The following is a 434-nucleotide window of genomic DNA, read 5'->3' on the forward strand; positions in this document are numbered from 1 at the left end:
CGTCCTCCTCGCCGGAGACCTGCCAGACGAAGTCGACCTGATCCCACTCTGTCATCTGCTCTGTGATCTCGGTCGTGTCGACGTCGACTTTCACCGAGACCTCGATCATCGCTTTGATGTTTCCCGTCCGCGTCGAGATAGTGAACCGCTCGATGACGCCGTCCTCTGTCAGGCGCTCGACTCGGTTGCGCACCGTCCCCTCGGAGGTCCCGACCTGCGCTGCGATCTCCGTGTAGGGCGTTCGGGCGTCCCGGCGGAGAATATCGAGGAGCTGGCGATCGAGATCGTCCATACCCCCCAGACGCGCTCGGGGGGCTTACCGATTACGAAATTCGTAACTGAGCTACGAAAGTAACACTTATACCCCAGAATCACGTGCGTTTCTCGTAATGTCGGACGCCTATCTGGCCCTGGAAGACGGCCGCGTCATCGAG

Annotated in this window: 1 protein-coding gene; it reads right to left on the reverse strand. The window is 60.1% G+C overall.

The annotated features are described in order from the left end of the window. Positions 1-292: Lrp/AsnC family transcriptional regulator (locus DEQ92_RS23000; protein WP_147299611.1), on the reverse strand; the 292-nt coding region annotated here is incomplete at its 3' end. Between the last annotated feature and the right edge of the window lie 142 nt (positions 293-434).

The organism is Haloferax sp. Atlit-6N (assembly GCF_003383195.1).
GTDB classification, from domain to species: Archaea; Halobacteriota; Halobacteria; order Halobacteriales; family Haloferacaceae; genus Haloferax; species Haloferax gibbonsii.